Origin of the sequence: Kribbella sp. CA-293567, from assembly GCF_027627575.1 — a bacterium.
Taxonomy (GTDB): Bacteria; Actinomycetota; Actinomycetes; order Propionibacteriales; family Kribbellaceae; genus Kribbella.
In genome coordinates, this window is the sequence record NZ_CP114065.1 from 6220791 (window position 1) to 6236342 (window position 15552).

Annotated in this window: 18 protein-coding genes; 6 read left to right on the forward strand and 12 right to left on the reverse strand. The window is 69.0% G+C overall.

Features of this window, described 5'->3' with window-relative positions:
• The first annotated feature begins 111 nt into the window (after positions 1 to 111).
• The gene (locus tag OX958_RS28790) at positions 112 to 726 is read left to right on the forward strand and encodes a hypothetical protein (RefSeq protein WP_270133038.1); all 615 of its coding nucleotides are present in this window, start codon (positions 112 to 114) and stop codon (positions 724 to 726) included.
• 6 nt (positions 727 to 732) lie between these two features.
• Positions 733 to 1398: a fibronectin type III domain-containing protein gene (locus OX958_RS28795; protein WP_270133039.1), complete on the forward strand. Its 666-nt coding sequence runs from the start codon at positions 733 to 735 to the stop codon at positions 1396 to 1398.
• 7 nt (positions 1399 to 1405) lie between these two features.
• Here the strand turns inward: OX958_RS28795 and OX958_RS28800 are convergent, their stop codons facing one another.
• Both OX958_RS28800 and OX958_RS28805 read right to left on the reverse strand, forming a co-directional pair.
• Complete coding sequence (locus OX958_RS28800) at positions 1406 to 2164, reverse strand: DUF1206 domain-containing protein (RefSeq protein ID WP_270133041.1); 759 nt, start codon at positions 2162 to 2164, stop codon at positions 1406 to 1408.
• A gap of 30 nt (positions 2165 to 2194) precedes the next feature.
• Positions 2195 to 3193 (reverse strand): stage II sporulation protein M, encoded by a 999-nt coding sequence (locus OX958_RS28805; RefSeq protein WP_270133042.1) that lies wholly within the window; start codon positions 3191 to 3193, stop codon positions 2195 to 2197.
• Positions 3194 to 3275: 82 nt separating this feature from the next.
• Here OX958_RS28805 and OX958_RS28810 point away from each other — a divergent pair, with 82 nt between their 5' ends.
• Both OX958_RS28810 and OX958_RS28815 read left to right on the forward strand, forming a co-directional pair.
• The gene (locus OX958_RS28810; RefSeq protein ID WP_270133043.1) at positions 3276 to 4298 is read left to right on the forward strand and encodes an RDD family protein; all 1023 of its coding nucleotides are present in this window, start codon (positions 3276 to 3278) and stop codon (positions 4296 to 4298) included.
• 19 nt (positions 4299 to 4317) lie between these two features.
• Positions 4318 to 5073 carry a class I SAM-dependent methyltransferase gene (locus OX958_RS28815; protein WP_270133044.1) on the forward strand — a complete coding sequence of 252 codons (756 nt, stop codon included), beginning with the start codon at positions 4318 to 4320 and terminating at the stop codon, positions 5071 to 5073.
• Positions 5074 to 5131: 58 nt separating this feature from the next.
• Here OX958_RS28815 and ahcY read toward each other — a convergent pair whose 3' ends face one another.
• Positions 5132 to 6568: an adenosylhomocysteinase gene (gene ahcY, locus OX958_RS28820; RefSeq protein ID WP_270133045.1), complete on the reverse strand. Its 1437-nt coding sequence runs from the start codon at positions 6566 to 6568 to the stop codon at positions 5132 to 5134.
• Between the two features lie 118 nt (positions 6569 to 6686).
• Here ahcY and OX958_RS28825 point away from each other — a divergent pair, with 118 nt between their 5' ends.
• The gene (locus tag OX958_RS28825) at positions 6687 to 7055 is read left to right on the forward strand and encodes a MerR family transcriptional regulator (RefSeq protein WP_270133046.1); all 369 of its coding nucleotides are present in this window, start codon (positions 6687 to 6689) and stop codon (positions 7053 to 7055) included.
• Positions 7056 to 7121: 66 nt separating this feature from the next.
• Here the strand turns inward: OX958_RS28825 and OX958_RS28830 are convergent, their stop codons facing one another.
• The 9 genes from OX958_RS28830 to OX958_RS28870 form a co-directional block, all read right to left on the reverse strand.
• Positions 7122 to 8081, reverse strand: a complete 960-nt coding sequence (locus OX958_RS28830) for a cation diffusion facilitator family transporter (protein ID WP_270133048.1) — start codon at positions 8079 to 8081, stop codon at positions 7122 to 7124.
• Between the two features lie 30 nt (positions 8082 to 8111).
• Positions 8112 to 9278, reverse strand: a complete 1167-nt coding sequence (gene manA, locus OX958_RS28835; protein ID WP_270133050.1) for a mannose-6-phosphate isomerase, class I — start codon at positions 9276 to 9278, stop codon at positions 8112 to 8114.
• Positions 9272 to 10360: an SIS domain-containing protein gene (locus OX958_RS28840; RefSeq protein ID WP_270133052.1), complete on the reverse strand. Its 1089-nt coding sequence runs from the start codon at positions 10358 to 10360 to the stop codon at positions 9272 to 9274. The genes manA and OX958_RS28840 overlap by 7 nt, the downstream gene beginning before the upstream one ends.
• Positions 10357 to 10572: a Trm112 family protein gene (locus OX958_RS28845; RefSeq protein WP_270133054.1), complete on the reverse strand. Its 216-nt coding sequence runs from the start codon at positions 10570 to 10572 to the stop codon at positions 10357 to 10359. Before OX958_RS28845 ends, OX958_RS28840 begins: the two co-directional genes overlap by 4 nt.
• Positions 10573 to 11976: a phosphomannomutase/phosphoglucomutase gene (locus OX958_RS28850; protein WP_270133056.1), complete on the reverse strand. Its 1404-nt coding sequence runs from the start codon at positions 11974 to 11976 to the stop codon at positions 10573 to 10575.
• A 37-nt stretch (positions 11977 to 12013) separates the two neighbouring features.
• Complete coding sequence (locus OX958_RS28855; protein ID WP_270133057.1) at positions 12014 to 12748, reverse strand: ThuA domain-containing protein; 735 nt, start codon at positions 12746 to 12748, stop codon at positions 12014 to 12016.
• Positions 12741 to 13829: a Gfo/Idh/MocA family protein gene (locus OX958_RS28860; RefSeq protein WP_270133058.1), complete on the reverse strand. Its 1089-nt coding sequence runs from the start codon at positions 13827 to 13829 to the stop codon at positions 12741 to 12743. The genes OX958_RS28855 and OX958_RS28860 overlap by 8 nt, the downstream gene beginning before the upstream one ends.
• Before the next feature lie 129 nt (positions 13830 to 13958).
• The gene (locus OX958_RS28865) at positions 13959 to 14588 is read right to left on the reverse strand and encodes a hypothetical protein (protein WP_270133059.1); all 630 of its coding nucleotides are present in this window, start codon (positions 14586 to 14588) and stop codon (positions 13959 to 13961) included.
• A gap of 84 nt (positions 14589 to 14672) precedes the next feature.
• Positions 14673 to 15068 (reverse strand): DUF3499 domain-containing protein, encoded by a 396-nt coding sequence (locus OX958_RS28870; RefSeq protein ID WP_270133061.1) that lies wholly within the window; start codon positions 15066 to 15068, stop codon positions 14673 to 14675.
• A 31-nt stretch (positions 15069 to 15099) separates the two neighbouring features.
• Here OX958_RS28870 and OX958_RS28875 point away from each other — a divergent pair, with 31 nt between their 5' ends.
• Complete coding sequence (locus tag OX958_RS28875; RefSeq protein WP_270133063.1) at positions 15100 to 15549, forward strand: metallopeptidase family protein; 450 nt, start codon at positions 15100 to 15102, stop codon at positions 15547 to 15549.
• Positions 15550 to 15552: the final 3 nt, after the last annotated feature.

The window sequence follows — 15552 nt, forward strand, 5'->3', positions numbered from 1 at the left end:
CAGGTTCCATAAAATCCCATCGGGGGATCTGTTGGTTCGGTAAACGTTTGCCCTATGGTGAGCGAGCGTACGCGGACAGTTAACGCCCCGAACTATCCGATGAGGTGCCCGATGAAACCACAGTCCCGTAAGAAGGGTTTTCGCGCGCTCGGCGCGGTGGCCGCTCTGGCCGCCGTCCTGACCTTCGCCGCCCCCACCGCTTCCGCCGAGGTCGAGCCTGGTGGCTGGATCTCCTACTCCCCGTCCTTCACCGAACAGGAACGCGGGTGCGGCCAGATCAGCGGCCTGACCTTCCAGCTGACCTGCTCGACCGCCAGCGGTGACCAGCGCGCCGAGCGCCGGTACGCCACCTACACCAGCGGTTCCCGTCAGTTCGAGGGGTACTTCCGGATCACCTCGATGACCGGCACCCGGATCAGCCTGAAACAGACCTTCAACGAGAGCCAGTCCGGCCCGTTCTTCATGCTGGCGGTGGAGAACGGCGGCCGGCTCTACCGGGTCGGCGCCGGCACTGTCGCCAACGGCGCGACGGTCGGTACGACGGTCCGGGTCAACACCGTGCACGTCGTCGGCAGCGCGCACCGGACCTACATCAACGGCTCGCTCAAGCTGAGCATCTCGAGCCCGGGCGGCAGCTTCTACGACAAGTTCGGCTCCTACCGGACCGACAGCGGCAGAGGTCCGGCCACGGTCCAGTGGAGCGGCGTCAACTTCTGGCGGAAGTAGGTTCCGTTGATTCGCATCGCCACCGCGGCGACGTTGCTGGCCGTGCTGACCGGCTGCGCTTCAAGCGCGACCGATCAGCCGGCCGGCTCGCCCGCCTCGCAATCGGCCGGCCTCCGGCTCATCGCGACCCTCGACTCGCCGACCGACGTCACGCTGTCGTGGTCCGGCGCACCGGCCGACGCCACCAGCACGGTCGTCGAGTTCGCGACCGAACCCGAAGGCCGCTACACGATCCTCGACTTCGTCGACGCGGATCGACTGACCTTCGAGCACCCGGACCTGATGCCGAAGACCCCGTTCTACTACCGGGTCACCCCGGTGCTCGGGCCGGCCTCCGCGGCACTGGAGGTCAAGTTGCCTGCAGCAACAATCTTCCGTACGGCGAGCGAGAACCCGGCCGCCGGCTCGCCCACGGAGGTGGCCGCCAAGTCGGTCGGCAAGGACGGTGTCCGCCTCACCTGGAAGGACAACTCCTCCGACGAGGACGGCTATCTCCTGGAGATCAGGCCGCGCGGCAGTACGCAGTACCGGGTGGCCGGCTTCGTCGACCCCGACTCGACCTTCACGGAGCTGACCACCCTTCCCGGCGAACGCGACGCGTCGTACCGGATCCGCGCCTTCCACCGGGGTCCGAGCTCCAACCTCGCTCACCAGACCACCGGTACGGACTGACGGCCGGCTACTTCTTGGCGTTGCGGGACCAGACGAAGCAGTAGACGCCGAAGCAGGCGATGCCCAGCGCCATCAAGGTCAGCAGGACCGAGCCGAAGGGCTGCTCCTTGAGCGTGCGGAGGGCGGTGTCGAGACCGCCGGTCTTCTCCGGGTCGTAGTTGATGGCGGCCACCGCGAACAGGCCACCGACGACCAGGAACGCGACCCCCTTGGCGGCGTACCCGAGCCGGCCCAGCAGGATGGTGGAGTCCGAGACACCACCGGTCAGGTCCTCGGTGAACTTCTTGGTGTACGACTTGTAGAGCTGGCGGATTCCGACGCCGATGATCACCAGGCCGACCACCACGATCAGGATCCGGCCCGGGCCGGACTCCATCAACTTCGCGGTCATCCCCTTCTGCTGCCCGCCCCCGGAGCCCATCGCGACTCTGGCCGCGCTGATGGACAACGCGAGGTAGATGACCGCGCGGCCTGCCGACGACACCTTCTTCTCGGTGTCGAGGTGACCGTAGGCGAGTTCGAGCGCCTTCCAGATCACCAGCGCGAACATCCCGATCGCGACCACCCACAGCAGGAAGCCACCGAAGGGCTTGCTCGCCAGCTCCTGCAGGGCACCCTGCTGATCGGCTTGCTCCGAGGACTTCCCCCAGGCGAGTTGCAGGGCGATCCAGGCGATCAACAGGTGGACAACGCCGTACGCGATCAGGCCGACGGTGATCGCTACGGAGTACAAGCGGCTGTTCTGGGCTTTCTGGGCGGTCCTCATAGGAAACTACGTACCCAGGCGGAAACGCTGTCAGGCCGAGATCGGCGCGCTCGCCTCGCGGTCGGCTTCCTCGACATCGCCGTACTCGCCGGACTTGAACGCTCTGCGACCGAGTGTCCACACATAGCCGAAAAAGGCGAGCTCTGCCAGTACGCCGATGCCGACCCGGACCGAGGTCGGCAACGGCGACGGCGTCACGAACGCCTCGATCAGACCGGTGATCAACAGGATCACGCCGAGCCCGATCGCCATCCCGACGGTGGCGCGACCCGTTCGGGCGAGCGCCTGCATCCTGGTGCGTGGCCCGGGCGCGATCCAGGACCAGCCGAGCCGCAGCCCGGCGGCCGACGCGACGAAGACCGCGGTCAGCTCCAGCAGGCCGTGCGGGGTGATCAGGCCGAAGAACACGTCGGCCCGGTCGTTGCTGATCATGATGCCGGCCATCACGCCGAGGTTCATCGAGTTGTCCCACAGCACGAACACCACGGGCACCAGCAGGACGCCGATGGCCAGTACCGCGGCCGAGATCGTCGCGTTGTTGATCCAGACCCGCAGAGCGAAGTCCTGCGCCGGATTCTCGGAGTAGTAGTTGGCGAAGTCCTTGTCGACCAACTGCTGGATCTGCGCCGGGGTGGTGACCGAGTCGAGCACCTCCGGATGCGCGATGATCCGCCAGGCCATCCAGGCGGCCACCAGATAGAACAGCAGGCCGATACTGAGCCACCAGCGGCGTGACGCGTACAGGGCGGCGGGAAAGCTGACCAGGAAGTACCGGGAGATGTCACGCCAGACAGGCGCCTGTGCACCCGTCACCGCACCTCTCGCGTCGGCGATGAGTCCGGAGAGCCTTCCGATGGTGACGGGGTCGGCGCCACTGGCCCGGAGCGCCGACAGATGCGTCCCGACGCGTTGATAGAGCGACACCAGCTCATCGGCCTCAGCACCGGTCAGCCGCCGCTGCCACCGAGTCAGAGCGGCCAGCCGATCCCACTGCGGCTGATGCACGGACACGAACGCCTCGACGTCCATCAGCCCTCCCTGCGCTCGACTGGCTCTCCCCTGCGTCACACTAGCTGTCCGGGGTGTCTGGAACGGCTAGGGAGGGGGCGCTGTGTCTCAGCTGGTCACGGGGGAAGCGGTTGTCCTCCAGGTGCGGATCGCGCGGATGCCGACCCGGGCGCTGGCCTGTGCGATCGACTTCTTCATCCAGGTGATCGTGCTGCTGGTACTGCTCGGCGCCCTGCTGCAGTTCCTGATCACCGATGCCAGTCCGGCGCTGGGTTTCGCGCTGGTGTTCATCGTCGTCCTGCTGGTGCTGGTCGGCTACAAGGTCGTGATGGAGACGCTGACCCGGGGCAAGACGCTCGGCAAGCTGATGCTCGGGCTCAAGGTGGTCCGCGACGACGGCAGCTCGATCCGGTTCCGCCATGCGCTCGTCCGCGCGCTGCTGTGGTTGTTCGTGGACTTCGCGCCGTGGTTCGCGGCCAGCCCGGGGATCGTGGCGAGTCTGATGAACAAGCAGGGCAAGCGGATCGGTGACATGGTCGCGGGCACGGTGGTGATCCGCGAGCGGCACCAGCCGATGGCCTCGCCGCCGCTGTTCGTTCCCGGCCATCTGGTCCAGTGGGCTCAGTCGCTGGAGCTGTCGCGTCTGTCGGACGATCTGGCCAACACCTGCCGCGAGTACTTGGCGCGCTACCTGGAGCTCGAGCCGGATGCCCGGGTCGCTCTCGGCGACGCCCTCGCCTTCCGGGTCGGCCAAGTGACCGCGCCGGCTCCTCCAGCGACGATCATCGCTCCTGCGTTCCTCTCCGCAGTACTGGCCGAACGCCGCCGCCGCGAGCTGACCCGCCTGGCCACGGCGAGGGCGACCTACACGGCGAACACAGGACCATTCGGTCCCGCGGTGACCCCGTACGCCGTACCAGTCGGCCCACCCAACCCGTACGCCGTACCCGCCGGCCCTTTCGCCCCGCCCAGCCCGTACAGCGCACAACCCGCGCCCTACAACCCCGCCGCTCCCCCTCCAGGCCGGCCCTTCCCCACACCTCCCCCGCAACCCACGCCAGAGACCACCAAGATCAACCCGCAAGGCTGGCACGCCCCCGGCAGCGAACCCGACAAGTGGACCTGACCCAGCTACTCTTGCGACCATGTCGCATCAAGTGGATTGGGCCGGCTGGCTGCAGCGCTGGGACGAGCAACAGGCGGGCTACCTGCCCGACCGGGAGGAGCAGTTCCAGCTGATGCTGGAGATCGTCGAACGCCTCGCCGGCCCACCGGCCCGCTTCGTCGATCTGGCTTGCGGCCCCGGCTCCATCTCCGCCCGCGCCACCCGCCGCTTTCCCCAGACCGAGATCACCGGGCTGGATCTCGACCCGTTCCTGCTGGAGATCGCCCGGCAGACGACGGCGTCCGCGCAGGTCCGCTTCGCCGAAGCCGACCTGCGCACACCGGGCTGGGACGCCGTACTGGGCGACGGCCAGGTCGACGCCGTCTGCTCGGCGACCGCCCTGCACTGGCTGGACCCGGCCGATCTCGAAGCGGTCGCCCAGACCCTCGGCCGCCGGATCCGGCCGGGTGGTGTCTTCCTCAACGCCGACACGATGCGCCTCGGCCCCGACGAGGTCCCGCGCCTGGACGCCCTGACCGTCGAGCTGCGCGACGAGATCTGGGCGTCCTCGCACGCCGGAGGGGTCGAGGACTGGCAGACCTGGTGGGACGCCGCCGCCGCGGAGCCCGCCTTCGCCGAGCTGCTGGCCGAGCGTGAGCAGCGTTTCGCCAACCGCTGGAGAGGTCGCGAGATCACCCTGACCGACGCGGTCCAGTCCTTCCGCAAGGCCGGCTTCACCGAGGTCGCGGTGCTCGGCCAGGTCGCCGACAAGCACCTCTTCGCCGCCATCCGCTGACCCCGGCAACGCCGAAGGGCGCCGTACCGGAGACCGGTACGACGCCCTTCGGATCAGCTCAGTAGCGGTAGGCGTCCGACTTGTACGGACCCTCGACCGGAATGCCGAGGTACTCCGCCTGCTCCTTCGACAGCTCGGTCAGCTTGACCCCGAGCGCGTCGAGGTGCAGCCGGGCGACCATCTCGTCGAGGTGCTTGGGCAGCACGTAGACGTCGGTCGGGTACTCCGCGGTCTTCGCGAACAGCTCGATCTGCGCCAGCACCTGGTTGGTGAACGAGTTCGACATCACGAACGACGGGTGCCCGGTGGCGTTGCCCAGGTTCAGCAGCCGGCCCTCGGACAGCACGATCACGGTGTGGCCGTCGGGGAACCGGAACTCGTCGACCTGCGGCTTGATGTTGACCCGCTCGATCCCGACGGTCTTGTAGAGCCCGGCCATGTCGATCTCGTTGTCGAAGTGACCGATGTTGCCGACGATCGCCTGGTGCTTCATCTGCGCCATGTGGTCGGCGGTGATGACGTCCTTGTTGCCGGTGGTGGTGACGAAGATGTCGACGATCCCGACGACGTCCTCGAGGGTGGTGACCTGGTAGCCGTCCATCGCCGCCTGCAGCGCGCAGATCGGGTCGATCTCGGTGACGATCACCCGGGCGCCCTGGCCACGCAGCGACTCCGCACAGCCCTTGCCGACGTCGCCGTAGCCCGCCACCAGCGCGACCTTGCCGCCGATCAGCACGTCGGTGGCGCGGTTGATACCGTCGATCAGCGAGTGCCGGCAGCCGTACTTGTTGTCGAACTTCGACTTGGTGACCGAGTCGTTGACGTTGATCGCCGGGAACAGCAGCGAGCCGGCCTTGTGCATCTCGTAGAGCCGGTGCACGCCGGTGGTGGTCTCCTCGGTGACACCGAGGATGTTCTGGCCGATGGTGGTCCAGCGCTGCGGGTCCTCCTGCAGCGACCGGGTCAGCACCGACAGCACGACGCCGTACTCCTCGGACTCCGCCGTCGACGGGTCCGGAACCGCGCCGGCCTTCTCGAACTCGGTGCCCTTGTGGACCAGCATGGTGGCGTCGCCGCCGTCGTCCAGGATCATGTTCGGACCCTCGTCGCCGGGCCAGCGCAGCGCCTGCTCGGTGCACCACCAGTACTCTTCCAGCGTCTCGCCCTTCCAGGCGAAGACCGGGACACCCTGGGGTGCGTCGGCGGTACCGTTCGGGCCGACGACGACCGCCGCGGCCGCGTGGTCCTGGGTGGAGAAGATGTTGCAGGAGACCCAGCGCACCTCGGCGCCGAGCGCCGTCAGCGTCTCGATCAGGACGGCGGTCTGGATGGTCATGTGCAGCGAGCCCATGATCCGCGCGCCGGCCAGCGGCTTGCTCTCGCCGTACTGCGCGCGCATCGCCATCAGCCCCGGCATCTCGTGCTCGGCCAGCCGGATTTCCTTGCGCCCGAACTCGGCCAAGCCGAGGTCTGCCACCTTGTAGTCGAACGTCATACCGTTGCCGCTCCCCTGGGATGTGGTTGCTTGCTACCGGGACGAGCCTAGGGGTTGCGGGGAGGCCGACGGACCGTCGGATCGGCGTTTCTGACACCGAAATGTCAGGATTGGTGTCATGCGCATCACCGAGGCGGCCAAGAGCCTGGGCACCACCCCCCGAATGCTCCGCTACCGGGAGGCTCTCGGGCTGCTGCCGAGATCCCGGGCGGCCCGCAACTCCCAGCGTCAGTACGACGGCCGTGACCTCGCGGCGGTCAAGCTCGCCCTCGAACTGGAACGCCGGTACGACGTGACGCCGGCCGCGCTCGCCTTCGCGCTGAAGGCCCTGGCCGAACCGTCGGTCGCCGCCGACATCCGCGACCTCGGCTACCGCACCGGCCGGCTGACCACGCCGCCGAGCCCGGCCGAGATCGATCGCGAGCGCGCGCTGCGCTGGCTCGGCCGGTCCGGCACGCTGCCGCCGCCGCACAACCGGCCTCGCTGAAGGCCCTCACCCCGAACGACAGGAACCCCCAGCCACCGGGTGGCTGGGGGTTCCTGGCTGAAGCTGTCAGTGCGAAGGTGCCTCGGGGACCGCCGGACGCTCTTCGCGGGTGTAGCCCTCGGCGTAGATGTCCGGCTCGAGGTACACGTGCTGGGACATCGGCTCGGCCTCGCGGACGGCTCGCTCGGCCGCGTTGATGGTCTCGGCGATGGTGGCCGCGTCGGCGTCGGCGGGGACGCCGACCTTGGCGGCCACCAGCACCTCCTCCGGACCCAGGTGCAGGGTCTTGAGGTGGATCAGGCGCTGGACGCCGGGGGTGTTCTCGATCGCCGCGACGATCTTCTGCTGCGCCTCGCGGGTCGCCGACTCACCCAGCAGCAGCGACTTCATCTCGATCGCCAGGAAGATCGCGACCACTACCAGCAGCGCGCCGATCGCCATCGAGCCGAGTCCGTCGTAGATCCCGTTGCCGGTGACGAGTGTCAGGCTGACGCCGATCAGCGCCAGGATCAGACCCATCAGCGCGGCGAAGTCCTCCAGCAGGATCACCGGCAGCTCCGGCGAGCGGGCATTGCGGATGAACCGCATCCAGCCGACGGTGCCGCGAATCTTGTTCGCCTCGATGATCGCGACCCGGAACGAGAACGTCTCCATGATGATCGCGGCCACCAGCACCACGACCGGGACCCATTTCCAGTTGTCGATCGCGTGCGGGTCGTGCACCTTGTGGTAGCCCTCGTACAGCGCGAACAGACCACCGACGCTGAACAGCACGATCGCGACGATGAACGAGTAGACGTACCGTTCCCGCCCGAACCCGAACTGGTGCAGCTCGTCGGCCTGGCGCTTGGCCCGCTTCGACCCGACCAGCAGCAGCACCTGGTTCCCGGCGTCGGCCAGGGAGTGGATCGCCTCGGCCAGCATGGAGGCGGACTGGGTCAGCCCCCAGGCAGCGAATTTCGTGATCGCGATACCGGTGTTCGCCAGTAGTGCCGCGACGACGGCTTTGTTACCGCCACCAGCCATGTTCGTTGTCCTCCGGAGAGCGCAGGGGAATCAGCGAGCGGACACGACGAACGCCGTGCCGGAACCACGCAATGTACAGGGTCCTTCGGGTCCACGAAGAAACGCGGACTGACCGGCGGACAACGCCACCGGCTTTTCGGTGCCGTCGGCACTCACTGTGGCCGAACCGTCCACACACGCGACGATTCTCGGTCCCTCGGCGGCCACCTCGAGGTCACCGTCGGCCAGGTCCACCCGCCGGACGGTGAAGTAGTCGCAGCCGGTCTCGTACGCCGTCACGCCCGGCGCGATCTCGGTGCCCAGCAGCACCGGTGACGCCAGCGGCTCGAAGTCGACCACCGACACCAGCTCCGGTACGTCGACGTGCTTGCGCGTCAGCCCGCCGCGCAGAACGTTGTCCGAGTTCGCCATCACCTCGAACCCCGTGCCGTGCAGATAGGCGTGCACGTTGCCGGCCGGCAGATAGACCGCGTCGAACCGCTCGAGCCGGACGCGGTTCAGCAGCAACGCGGCCAGTACTCCCGGGTCGTCCGGGAACTCGTCGCAGAGCCGCGTCAGCGACTCGGTCTCCAGCGCGAACTCGGCGCCTTCGTATGCCCGGCAGGCCGAACCGAGAGCGGCCACCAACGGCCGGATCGCATCCCGGTCGGTGCTCATGAAGGTGGTGAAGGCTTCCTGCAGTCTGCCCTGGAGCAGCAGTTCCCGCAGTTCGTCCAGTACGCCGAGCGCCTCGAGCAGCGCCACCGAAGCGGCCACCGGCCGGAACCCCACCAGCGCGTCGAACGGCCCGAGGGCGATCAGGATCTCCGGCTTCGGCCACGAGTCCTTGTAGTTGCGGTCCCCCGCGTCGCGCGGGATGCCCGCGGCCTCGTCCCGCGCGAAGCCGTCCACGGCCTGCTCCCGCGAGGGGTGCGCCTGGATCGACAACGGCTGCTCGGCGGCCAGGATCTTCGCCAGGAAAGGGAACCGCCCCTCGAACGCGGCGGCGGTCTCCTTCCCCAGCACGCCTTCGGCGTCCGCGGAGACCAGGTCGAACAACGACTCACCCGACGGCAGCACGGAGGGCGCCGACTCGTGCGCGCCCATCCACATCTCGGCCTGCGGCCGGCCGTCCGGTTCCATCCCGATCAGCTCGGGGATCGCCGTCCGCGATCCCCAGGCGTAGTCGCGGACGGTGTTCTGAAGCCGAACTACCACGCCGGGTCCTCCGCGGGGTTGCCTGCGCCGGCCGAAGTCGGTGCCTGGTCAGCCCTCGGGGTGCCGTAGCGGCCCAGCCCGATGCCCAGGTACGCCGCGGCGTACCGGCCGTGCTGCGTCAGGGCGGCGTACCGGGCGACATCGGTGCCGTTCGCCTGCCGCACCACGTGCACCCGGACGTCGTGGCGCTCTGCCTTCTCCTCGAGCTGGCGACGGTGCTCGGCGACGCCTGCGTCCTCGACACCGTCGTCCAGGATGACCAGGCCGGGCCGAAGCTCCTCCGGCTTGTCGAAGGGGTCCGCGAAGACGTCACGCGGCGGCTGGTTCGCCAGCACGGGCAGCAGGTGCCCGCAGTCGGCGGCGAGCGCCGGGCGGCCACTGGCGAGCCGCACTGCTTCCACCACCCGTCGAGCGGCTCGAGCCGCCAGCACAGAGCCGCCCCACACCAGCGGCATCGCATCGGCCAGCATCAGGGCCAGGTCCTTGGCAGGGTTCGATGCCAGGTCGAGGTTGGGCGAGCACTCGATCGCGACCTCGTCGAGCATCTCTGCCACCGCCTTGGCGTCGACAGCAGGGCCGAGCTCCATCTGGTGAAGCCCCTGCAGCACGGCGACAGCAGCAGCCAACTGGTCGTCGGACTGCGAGGGCAGCCGCACTGCGTGCCGTGAACCGGCCGAGGCAACAGCCACCGGCGAGTCGGGCGGAGAGGCGACCATCAGCCCGCAGCCGCGGCGTACGGCCTCGGAGGCAGCGGACACCGCGCCGGGATCGTCGTCCGAGCCGCCCAGCACGACCACCAGGTCGAGCGGGCTGGCCCAGCCGGGGAGACCGGGACCGGGCCAGGCGACGAACGGCACGGGGCAGACCGGTTCGAGCACCGCACGGACCAGCCGGGCGTCGCGGCCGGCGGCGACGATCGCCCGCGGGCGGAAGCCGTCGGTGGCGAGCTGGGACAGGGTTTCGTCGGAGGCCTCGAGCTCGGCCCGGACCCGCGCGCCCGCGCCGGCCAGCCGGCGGAGCAGGTGGTCGGAGGCCGCCAGGGCGGCCGGGTCGTCCAGCCGTGAATCGTCGAAGAGGCTCATCGGTTGCCTTCTGCCCCGCCGTCCAGGGTCGGGCGCGCCTCGTCGATCAGCAGCACCGGGATGTCGTCGCGGACCGGGTAGGCCAGCGCGCAGGTCGCGTTGGTACAGATCAGTTCGCTCGCCTCGTCGTCCACCCGGAACTCCGACCGGCACTTCGGACAGACCAGGATGCTGAGCAGGTCGGGGTCCAGGTTCAGATTGGTGGCAGTCATCTAGTTTCCTTGTTCTTCCGGTGCACCGGTGATCAGGGCCAGTACTTCGTCGCGGATCCGCTCCATCGTGGCGGCGTCCGCGGCCTCGACGTTGAGCCGCAGCAACGGCTCGGTGTTCGACGCGCGCACGTTGAACCACCAGTCTCCGCCATTTTCTCCGCCGCTGGTGATCGTCAGGCCGTCCAGGTGGTCAACGGTAATGCCCGCCCGGTCGCCGTAGGTGTCCTCGATCGCCGCGACCGTGGCGGCGACGTCGTCGACCCGGCTGTTGAGCTCGCCGGAGGCGACGTACCGCTCGTAGATCGAGAACAGCTCCGAGGCCGGCCGGTCCTGCTCACCGAGCGCCGCGAGCACGTGCAGTGCCGCGAGCATGCCGGTGTCGGCCCGCCAGAAGTCCCGGAAGTAGTAGTGGGCGGAGTGCTCGCCACCGAAGACCGCGTCGGTCTCGGCCATCTTCTGCTTGATGTTGGAGTGCCCGACCCGGGTCCGCACCGGCACCCCGCCGTGCTCGGCGACCAGCTCCGGCACCGCCCTGGAGGTGATCAGGTTGTGCAGGATGGTCGAACCCGGGTGCTTGGCCAGCTCCCGGACGGCGACCGCGCCGGTGATCGCGCTCGGCGAGATCGCGTCGCCCTTCTCGTCCACCACGAAGCAGCGGTCCGCGTCGCCGTCGAAGGCCAGCCCGAGGTCGGCGCCGGTCTCCCGCACCTTCGCCTGCAGGTCGACCAGGTTCTTCGGGTCCAGCGGGTTCGCCTCGTGGTTCGGGAAGTTGCCGTCCAGCTCGAAGTACAGCGGCAGGATCTCGACCGGGCCGGTGGCGAAGACGGCCGGCACGGTGTGCCCGCCCATCCCGTTGCCGGCGTCCACGACGACCTTCAACGGCCGGATGCCGGTCAGGTCGACCAGGTCGTTCAGGTGATCGGCGTACGCCGTCAGCAGGTCCTTCTGCTTCACGTGCCCCGGTACGGCGACCGGCGAGAGCCCGTCGATCAGGGTCTTGGCGACCAGGTCCGCGACGTCCCGCAGGCCCGACTCCGCACCGACCGGTGAGGCGCCCGCGCGGCACATCTTGATCCCGTTGTACTTCGCCGGGTTGTGGCTGGCGGTGAACATCGCACCGGGCAGGTCGAGCCGCCCGGACGCGAAGTACAGCTGGTCGGTGGAGGCCAGCCCGATGTCGATCACGTCGGCCCCGGTGCTGGTCACCCCCTCGGCGAAGGCGGCGGCCAGGCCGGGGCTCGACGGACGCATGTCGTAGCCGATCACCACGGCTCCCGGACCGGCGAGAACGTCCAGGACCTCGACGAAGGCCGCCCCGGCTGCCCGGGCCACCGCCTCGTCCAGCTCGTCCGGGACGACGCCTCGCACGTCGTACGCCTTGAAGATCGCCGCTACGTCAGCCATGCGTGGACCTTATCTGGCCCGGCCCCGATCCCGTGTTTCAGGATGTTTCGAACCAACCGGGTGTTGCCCGGTGGTGCACGTCGGGCAGCTTCCGCTCGACCACCGGCGCGGCCCAGCGGACCGCGTTGGCCAGGATCTGCCGCACCTCCGGCTGGTGGTACGTCGGGTACTCCTGGTCGCCCGGCCGGAAGTAGAAGACCCGGCCCTGACCACGGCGATAGCAGCAGCCGGAGCGGAACACCTCGCCGCCGGAGAACGAGCTGACGAAGACCAGCTCGTCGGGCTGCGGTACGTCGAACAGCTCGCCGTACATCTCCTCCTGCGGAATCACCAGCGGATGCGGTACGCCGGCCGCGATCGGGTGGCCGGCCGCGACCGTCCAGAGCAGCTCGCGGTCGTTCTCCGAGCGCCAGTCGAGCGAACAGGTGGTGCCCATCAGCCGCTTGAAGATCTTCGAGAAGTGCGCCGAGTGCAACGCGATCAGGCCCATCCCGGACAGCACCGCCTGCTGCACCCGGTCGACCACGGCGTCGTCCACGTCGCCGTGCGCGCGGTGCCCCCACCAGGTGAGCACGTCGGTGTCGGCGAGCACCTCGTCGGTCAGCCCGTGCTCGGGCTGCTGCAACCACGCCGTCCGGACCTCGACCTCTTCGCCGAGCAGGGACCGCAGGCCGGCCGCGATCGTCTCGTGCATGGTGTCCGGATAGATCTTCTGCACCGCGGCGTCGTCCTGCTCGTGGACGTTCTCGCCCCAGACGGTGACCCTAATCATTGAGCACTACCTCTCGTCCGGCCTTCGCCGAGGCGTAGGCGGCGTCGATGACCTGGGTGCGCGCGAGCGCCTCCGAGCCGTTGTGGTCCGACCAGTCGCCGGCCCGCACGATCGCGACGAACTCGCTGACCACCGCGCGGTGGCCGAGCCCGGGGCCGGTGGCCGGACGGACCTCGGCGGGCACGCCGCCGACGTCGGTGAAGATCTTCAGGGTGTCGGTGTTCGTGTAGTCCTGGACGTCGATCTTGGCGCCGCCCTCGGTCCCGAACAGCTCGATCCCGAAGTTGTCGCCGGGCGCCCGGTAGGTCGCCCAGCTGGTCTCCAGCTGCAGCGCCCCGCCACCTTCCAGCCGCAGGTACGCCGTGGCCAGGTCCTCCACCTCGAACTTCGCGCCCAGGGTGTCGACGGTCGGCCGGACCACGCTGCTCACACTGCCGCGGCCGCGCGGGCCCAGCTCGGCGAAGGTGCTCGCGCTGACCGTGGTCACCTTCGGCTCGTTCATCAGGTAGAGCGCCATGTCCAGGATGTGCACGCCGAGGTCGATCAGCGGGCCGCCACCGGACAGCTCGCTGTTGGTGAACCAGCCACCCATCCCGGGGATGCCGTTGCGGCGCATCCAGTGCGCCTTTGCGTAGTAGATCCGCCCGAGCAGGCCCTCGTCGATCTGATGCTTGAGGGTGGCGACGTCACCGCGCTCGCGGTGGTTGAAGACCACCTTGAGCACCCGGCCGGCCTTCTTGGCGGCCTCCGTCATCGCAGTACCCTCCGCGACCGTCCTGGCCAGCGGTTTCTCGCAGAGCACGTGCAGCCCGCGCTCCAGCGCCGCCAGCGCGATCGGCGCGTGCAGCTGCGTCGGCGTACCGATGCTGACGGCGTCCAGGCCGTCGGTGGCGAGCAGGTCCTCCCAGTTCTCGAAGAGGTTGGGCACCTGGTGCTTGGCGCCGAGGCTCTTCAGGATGTCCGTCTCGAGCCCCGCGAGCGCCACTACCTCGACGCCGGGCAACTCCGAGAACGCTTCCAGCGCGGTTCGCCCGGCGAAGCCGAGACCAACCACTCCGACCCGTAGTTTTTGATCGTTCACACCGAGGAGTCTTGTCAGTACCTGACTGACCGGTCAACCTCATCCCACGTGACGAAACACATTCGCACATCAAAAACCGGCGACGGCCCGAGTTGTGGCTCGGGCCGGCGCCGGTTCCCCCAGGTTCTGTCAGCCCGGCAGCTTGGCCGCCGCGGCCTTGGCCACCTTGTCGATGCTCGTCGCCGGCATCCCGACACCGTCGGAGCTGAACGCGGTCACCGAGACGACGGTCCCCTTCAGCGTCACGGCGTACGGGAAGGCACCGTTCTCACTGCCCGGGTCGCTCGGCAGCGCGTAGTCCCACCAGCGCAGGATCGTGGTGGCGTCACCGGCCGCGATCTTCCGGTTCTCGGTGATCCGGCGCGCGTGGGTCGGGGCCGGCTTCGAGAACGTGCAGGTCTTCAGCGTCGCCAGCACCGAGCTGTACGCCGCCTTGGCCGCGGCGTTGGTCCGGTACCGGCTCAGGTACTGCGTGCCGTAGGACATCATCTCGTCGGTGTAGCCGCGAGCCAGCCGCTGAACGACCGCCTTGCCCTCGGTGGACGCCGGGCCGCAGTACGCCGACGGCAGGATGCCTCGGTCGACCTGGGTGATCCACTTCGTCGCCGGATCCGCCTGCTTGACCTGCGCGATCGTCAGCAGTTTGCCCCGGTCCAGACCGATGGTCCCGGCCTGTGCCCCCGTCGCGGTGGTCCCCACCAGCAGCATGCCCAGCGCCGGCACACCGGCTGCCACACCCGCGATTCCCCTGACCTTCATCTTCGGATTCCCCCTCCGTGGTTGGTGTTCTGCGCAGTGAGACACCCGGGGGAACGGAAAAGTTCAGGCCCTGACCGTGATGATTCAGGCCTGTTCGGTGCTGCCGTCCGAGGCGGTCGAGCCCGGATCCTGCAGCATCCGCAGGTGACCCCGGCGGATCACCTCGACCGGCGCGCCGGGCGCCGGCGGACGGCTCGCCGGCGGCAACGGCCGGGCGGCGTCGCGGACGGCGTTCGCCAGCGCCTCGAGGTCGTCGTCGGAGGGACCGGCGGCAGCCAGATCCGGAGCGAGCCGGATCACTTCCCAGCCGTTCGGCGCGGTCAGCCGGTCGGCGTGGTCGGCGCAGAGGTCGTAGCAGTGCGGCTCGGCGTACGTCGCGAGCGGGCCCAGCACACAGGTGGAGTCCGCGTAGACGTAGGTGAGCGTCGACACGGCCGGCCGATGGCAGGCGGCGCGCGAACAGATCCTGGCGATGCTCACGTCCAGACGCTACCCCCACTAGGCTGATCGTGTGACCGAGGCTCGCCGTCATCGACGGCACATCGACCGCCACGGGCGTGGCATGCTCGGCCCGATCAGCCGGCCGAGCAGCTTCGCCCCGCGCGGACTGCCCCTGCAGCGGGCCGCCGCGGCCCAGTTCGACGAGGTGGTCGCGATCGAGGTGACCCGGCTGGAGAAACGGCTGCCGCAGGTGGTCGCCCGGGTCGAGTTCGCGATCGAGGACGTGCCGAACCTCGACATCCACGCCGGCGAGATCCCGCTGACCCACTCCACCGGCGGGACGTCGCACGAGCCGTACCGGATCGTCGTCTTCCGCCGCCCGATCGAGCTCCGGGCCGAACGCTCCGGCACCAGCCTGGCCTGGCTGGTCCGGTCCGCGCTGGTGCTCGAACTGGCCGACGTACTGGCGCTGTCACCGGAGCAGATCGACCCCGACTTCGACGTGGACGACGACGACTGACCG

Bases quoted from the DNA above. Each gene is read 5' to 3' on its own strand.
- OX958_RS28790 (WP_270133038.1), top strand. From the start codon at position 112: ATGAAACCACAGTCCCGTAAGAAGGGTTTTCGCGCGCTCGGCGCGGTG.
- OX958_RS28800 (WP_270133041.1), bottom strand. From the start codon at position 2,164: ATGAGGACCGCCCAGAAAGCCCAGAACAGCCGCTTGTACTCCGTAGCG.
- OX958_RS28805 (WP_270133042.1), bottom strand. From the start codon at position 3,193: ATGGACGTCGAGGCGTTCGTGTCCGTGCATCAGCCGCAGTGGGATCGG.
- OX958_RS28815 (WP_270133044.1), top strand. From the start codon at position 4,318: ATGTCGCATCAAGTGGATTGGGCCGGCTGGCTGCAGCGCTGGGACGAG.
- ahcY (WP_270133045.1), bottom strand. From the start codon at position 6,568: ATGACGTTCGACTACAAGGTGGCAGACCTCGGCTTGGCCGAGTTCGGG.
- OX958_RS28825 (WP_270133046.1), top strand. From the start codon at position 6,687: ATGCGCATCACCGAGGCGGCCAAGAGCCTGGGCACCACCCCCCGAATG.
- OX958_RS28830 (WP_270133048.1), bottom strand. From the start codon at position 8,081: ATGGCTGGTGGCGGTAACAAAGCCGTCGTCGCGGCACTACTGGCGAAC.
- OX958_RS28840 (WP_270133052.1), bottom strand. From the start codon at position 10,360: ATGAGCCTCTTCGACGATTCACGGCTGGACGACCCGGCCGCCCTGGCG.
- OX958_RS28845 (WP_270133054.1), bottom strand. From the start codon at position 10,572: ATGACTGCCACCAATCTGAACCTGGACCCCGACCTGCTCAGCATCCTG.
- OX958_RS28850 (WP_270133056.1), bottom strand. From the start codon at position 11,976: ATGGCTGACGTAGCGGCGATCTTCAAGGCGTACGACGTGCGAGGCGTC.
- OX958_RS28855 (WP_270133057.1), bottom strand. From the start codon at position 12,748: ATGATTAGGGTCACCGTCTGGGGCGAGAACGTCCACGAGCAGGACGAC.
- OX958_RS28865 (WP_270133059.1), bottom strand. From the start codon at position 14,588: ATGAAGGTCAGGGGAATCGCGGGTGTGGCAGCCGGTGTGCCGGCGCTG.